The following is a 4,833-nucleotide window of genomic DNA, read 5'->3' as shown; positions in this document are numbered from 1 at the left end:
AGAAGTAGAGGGTAACAAGAATGTAATCAAACCTAATATCCTTGAAGACTTCTCTTCTAGAAATCTGTAGCGTGAAACTTCATCATCATAAAGCTTAGAAGATATATCTAATAAGGTTTTATAATTGCTAGGTGAGGTTACCTCGATCAAATCATCTAATTTGCTACTTAAGTCACTAAAGAACGTTAATAAACCTTTAATCTTTTTCATATAAAAAACCATATAAATGATAAGTAATGGTTGAGTCCCACTGACTAAGTGCGAACTTACGAAAACTATGCTAACATTCCACTTTGTTACAGTATAGCTAGATTTCATAATTCGCAAAGGGGAAACCCCCTTGACCCCCAAAAAAGAGAAAAGATATGTCAAAATTTATTAGATATGAAGATAAGTACATTAACCTAGATTTCGTCAGTAAGGTAGACATGAAAAAAGGAATGGATAATAAATACTATATTGAAATGTATTTATCTAATGCCGCGCATTCTACTCTACGAATTGTGATTGAAGAAGAGGCTAAGGCTAAAGCTACATTTAATGAGATAGGGGTTGTATTGGGATCTCAGAATTTCGTTAGTTCTATTAGCTAATCATGGCAATCTATCACCTATCGACTAAGCCAGTATCACGCAGTAGTGGAAGAACCGCCACTGCGTCTATTGCTTATCGTGCCGGTATTGCTATCAAAGATGAACGTACAGGCAAAGAACACGACTACACTAAGAGAAGCGGTGTAGTATCTACCCGACTTCATACCCCAAATGATTTAGAGATTAAGCGTAACGAGCTTTGGAACTTAGCGGAAGCCACCGAAACAAGAAAAAACAGCAGAACCGCAAGAGAGATAGTCGTTAATCTACCCCATGAATTATCAGGGCGTGGGCGTATTATGCTCGTGAATGAGTTCGCCAAGGACTTAGCCAATCAATATGGTGTTGCCGTTGATGTGGCAGTACATACACCTGATGCACAGGGCGACAACCGTAACCATCACGCCCATATTATGTTGACCACACGCAAGCTGGAACGCTTAGAGAGTGGCAGAGTCGCCTTAACTAGCAAATCACAGCTAGAAATGAGCAATACCCAGCTTAAAGAGCGTGATTTACCAAGTGCTAGGGACGAGCTGAAGCTGATCCGTAAGCAATGGGCTGATTTGACCAATAAACACCTCAAAGAAGCCAAAGTTGATGCTCGAATTGACCACAGAAGCCATAAAGACAGAGGTTTAGAGCAACTACCCACGCAAAAGCTAGGTTGGGAAGCGTCAGCGATGGAGCGCAAAGGTATCGCCACCGATAAAGGCGATTACAATCGCATGGTTAGGGATTTTAACCAAACGCTGAACCAAGTAGCGGAGCTTGATAAGAGCATAAAAGACTTAAAAGAGCAGCGAGAACAAAGCAATGACAGAGTTAGAGAAGCAATTGACCGAACAATTGAATATGTTAAGTTCACAGCTAAAAACACAGCACGAACAGATCAAAACACAGACTTCGCAAATCAAGTCATTGCTGACGCTCAGCGGCAAACAGAAGAAGCAGAACGAGCTATTGACCGAGCGAATAGAGCAATTGCTGAACATCAACGCCAACTAGAAGCCAAAAAATCTAGTGCAAAACTAGATAGAACAGTTGCTCCAACACCTCAACAAATCAAAAAACAAAGCGAGGTAACAGCAGTTACCAAGCCATCGCCTGATGTGTTCAGAGAGAACCGCAAGATATACTTGGAGTATGTCGAAAAGATTGAAACAGCAGCCAAAGCTATTTTAAGCAGTCAGCTAAAGACACTACAGGACAAGGGTAAGCCTGCACTGGCTAATTTTGAGAAGTTACGAGATAACGAGCCGTTATTTTTTGGTAAAGACAAATGGCGAGAGGACAAACAAAACGCCTTAAATGCGTTTAATGCGATCAAGGCAAGGCATGACAGCATTAAAGATAATGGCGTAACTGATGAACACTTAGAACAAGCTAAGCAGCACATAGCCAAACATGAACCGTCATATCATGCCAAAGCACAACAGGCGATTGAGATACTACAAGAGTTAAACAGGGCGAAAAAAGACGAGAAAGCAAAAGAGTATGGGGCAGACTTCCACGCCCAACAAGGCAAAACGTATAGCGGTAAGATATTGCGAGCTGATGAAAATGGCATTGTGCAGCAGACAAGGGACGGAACTGTTTATCACCCTGCTTTATCAAGTGTTGAGCAAGGGAAATCATATAATCTTGAGAACAATGGCAGCAGCTACAACGTACAACAGGAATATGAAGTCAGAAAAACTGATAAGAGCCTAGACCAAGATAGGGGCATGAACAGGTAACTAACGCCCTTCGGTTGTTGGATCAGAGGTAGCCAGGACAGGCGAAAAGACTGCCTGATCTTGGCTACCTCTTGATCTCAACAGTCTAAGTAATCACGTATTGGGCGCTTCGTAAATTGGGTAGGGTCTTTTTTTAGACGGTTTATCATCTCAAATTCCCATCCTTGCTCTGTCTGTCCTGCTGGACTGGTCGAGCTAACCAAGTGATTGTAATCTGCCATAAACTGTTTGTTACGTGCGATACGCCCCAACTGTTTATCACTCAACCCTTCAACCATAAACATATCGCCATTGTCAGAGTTACGCTGAACACTAATTTCTTTCGTTTTTTTCTTCTCTAAAATAATAAAACTAAAACCTACAATTCTGCGGCCTTTTTTCTTTTGAGTGTAACTAATATTGAGGTCTGATTTCTCGTTTATCTCTTCAACAGCAAGCTCTAAGACTCTCTTTTTAAAGTTACTCATAGTCTGGTATTCGTCAGACTCTAGCCCTAACTGACCTCTAAATTTCTCCAATTCGAATACAGGTGTTTTTTTGGCTTGCTTCCATTGAACCAGCAACTCATAAAGTCTTACCGAATAATTACTATCCATTGCAGCCGTTTGTTCTAGTAAATACTTAGTAAAAAACTCTTCAGCCCCATCAATCCGAGTAATACCTTTTACTACAGCTGGAGTAAATACAACTTCGATCGCTCCTTCGTCATCTAAATATCTAACTTGAGACAACCAGCGAGATTTAACTAGCTTACCTTCATCATCAAAGTAGCTAAAACGTCTGTTGAACAACGTGTCTTCAGCGTCCTTCATCATTAGGTAACCATTTTGACGAGTGGTATTAAAAACCTCAGAATACCTTTTGGCATCAATACGAAGTGGTATCTCTGCACTTAATCCTGTACCAGTTTCTCTTGCATCTACAATTGCCAATTGTACTATGCGTATTTCTGATAGCTTTAGATTTTGTAGTACGGTGTTTAGATAATTGGTTTTTACTACTAGATTAGATTTAGCCATAATAACTTCCATGTTTGAATACATATATTTAATTGTATATTTAAATACAAATTTATTCAAGTATTCGAATGGTAAGTAAACGTATTCGAATGGGTAAGTAAACGTATTCGAATGGGTAAGTAAACGTATTCGAATGGGTAAGTAAACGTATTCGAATGGGAGCTACACCCCTTTAATGATAAGAGATTCAGAGGTCTTAAAAGCTTTTAAAAGCCTTAAAAGCCTTAAAAGCCTTTTTGATTGTCGATAAATAAATAAAAACAAAAGAAAAAAATTGCCTAATACACTTCCTTGAAACATCAATAATTGAGTAGTAACATCGTATTTTTCCACTTAATTCAGTGAGGTAAATTTATGTCTACGAGAGAATGTGATGTATGTGGTGGTATAGGTCTTATACAGAACAATATGAATAAACAACAACCATGCTGGCAGTGTGGTGGAAGCGGTAATGTAGAAGATTATGAATCTTTCAATGACTACGACGATGATGATGATGACTAAAGTAACGACACTAATTAAGTAACGTTGATTAATTAGTGTCGTAAACAGCTCTATATTAGCTCATACCATTTTGATTACTATTTTCTGATACCCTACTACCCAATTCACTCTTAAAGCCCTCTAAACGGCTAATATCAGCCTTTCTAGTCACGTGTTTTTCAATGTCAGCTAGAATTTGAGGGATACGGCTAGGGTCTTCTTCAGCTATTTTCATTATCATGCCACCAAGCACAGATTTTTGACCATTCATCTTTTTATCAATTTGTACTTTTAGTCGTTTGGCTTTGTCTAATGCTTCTTGTCTCTTCTGCTCAAGATTTTTAATATCCATTAAATATCAACCTAGTTGCTATCCTTTTTTATTAGAATTTATAACTGTTTTGCTGTCTCTTACCATCACAGTTATAACCTTTGGTTGGCTATCCGCAGTCGTTTGTACTTTATGATTGTTATCACCTTTAACTGAAGTTACGGTGACAGTGTCAATATCGTGTTCAGGTTTATATTTATCTGACATTTTATTTCCTATGACTTATTTTGTTAAAGAAAAGAAGCTCATTGCTATGAATATAGCCATAATACAGGAAGAAATAAAGTAAGCGATTAGAAACCTATAAGCATAGTCTAAACATTGAGCCTTTTTTTCATTAACTGTCCTATACTGATCTATAGAGCGACGGTAAGCTTGTAAGAAGTTGAGGTAGATAGTATTAAAGTTCTTACTATCTGCTTCACCAATGTTTTGTTCAGATATTATCAGCACAGGTTTTTTTGACATATAGTAAGTCGCCAAAACGCATGATAAGGATAGTAAAAGGGCAACTATTGATATCAAAATTGATAGCATCACATAGGGGTTGAACAAGTCACTATTGTTAGAGTAAATCCAGTATAAAATAGTAGAAGTAGAGGGTAACAAGAATGTAATCAAACCTAATATCCTTGAAGACTTCTCTTCTAGAAATCTGTAGCGTGAAA

At 38.2% G+C, this 4,833-nt stretch carries 7 protein-coding genes; 2 read left to right on the top strand and 5 right to left on the bottom strand.

The window, feature by feature from the left end:
* Positions 1 to 210 (bottom strand): hypothetical protein (locus ACS8FD_RS12835; protein ID WP_439276194.1); only part of this gene is annotated, 210 nt, incomplete at its 3' end.
* 155 nt (positions 211 to 365) lie between these two features.
* On the opposite strand from ACS8FD_RS12835, the gene ACS8FD_RS12830 reads away from it, so the two are divergent.
* Both ACS8FD_RS12830 and mobQ read left to right on the top strand, forming a co-directional pair.
* The gene (locus ACS8FD_RS12830; RefSeq protein ID WP_439276193.1) at positions 366 to 593 is read left to right on the top strand and encodes a hypothetical protein; all 228 of its coding nucleotides are present in this window, start codon (positions 366 to 368) and stop codon (positions 591 to 593) included.
* Positions 594 to 595: 2 nt separating this feature from the next.
* Complete coding sequence (gene mobQ / locus ACS8FD_RS12825; protein WP_439276192.1) at positions 596 to 2,332, top strand: MobQ family relaxase; 1,737 nt, start codon at positions 596 to 598, stop codon at positions 2,330 to 2,332.
* A gap of 77 nt (positions 2,333 to 2,409) precedes the next feature.
* Here the strand turns inward: mobQ and repM are convergent, their stop codons facing one another.
* The 4 genes from repM to ACS8FD_RS12805 all read right to left on the bottom strand — a co-directional run.
* Complete coding sequence (gene repM / locus ACS8FD_RS12820) at positions 2,410 to 3,351, bottom strand: replication initiation protein RepM (RefSeq protein WP_439276191.1); 942 nt, start codon at positions 3,349 to 3,351, stop codon at positions 2,410 to 2,412.
* A gap of 559 nt (positions 3,352 to 3,910) precedes the next feature.
* The gene (locus ACS8FD_RS12815; RefSeq protein WP_439276190.1) at positions 3,911 to 4,186 is read right to left on the bottom strand and encodes a hypothetical protein; all 276 of its coding nucleotides are present in this window, start codon (positions 4,184 to 4,186) and stop codon (positions 3,911 to 3,913) included.
* 18 nt (positions 4,187 to 4,204) lie between these two features.
* Positions 4,205 to 4,372, bottom strand: a complete 168-nt coding sequence (locus ACS8FD_RS12810) for a hypothetical protein (protein WP_439276189.1) — start codon at positions 4,370 to 4,372, stop codon at positions 4,205 to 4,207.
* Positions 4,373 to 4,387: 15 nt separating this feature from the next.
* The coding region (locus ACS8FD_RS12805) for a hypothetical protein (protein WP_439276187.1) at positions 4,388 to 4,833 on the bottom strand (446 nt) is incomplete at its 5' end.

It is taken from the genome of Psychrobacter sp. 1U2, from assembly GCF_051847575.1.
Note: the sequence above shows the minus strand (reverse complement) of the source record. Positions and strands in the feature narration are given on the sequence as shown.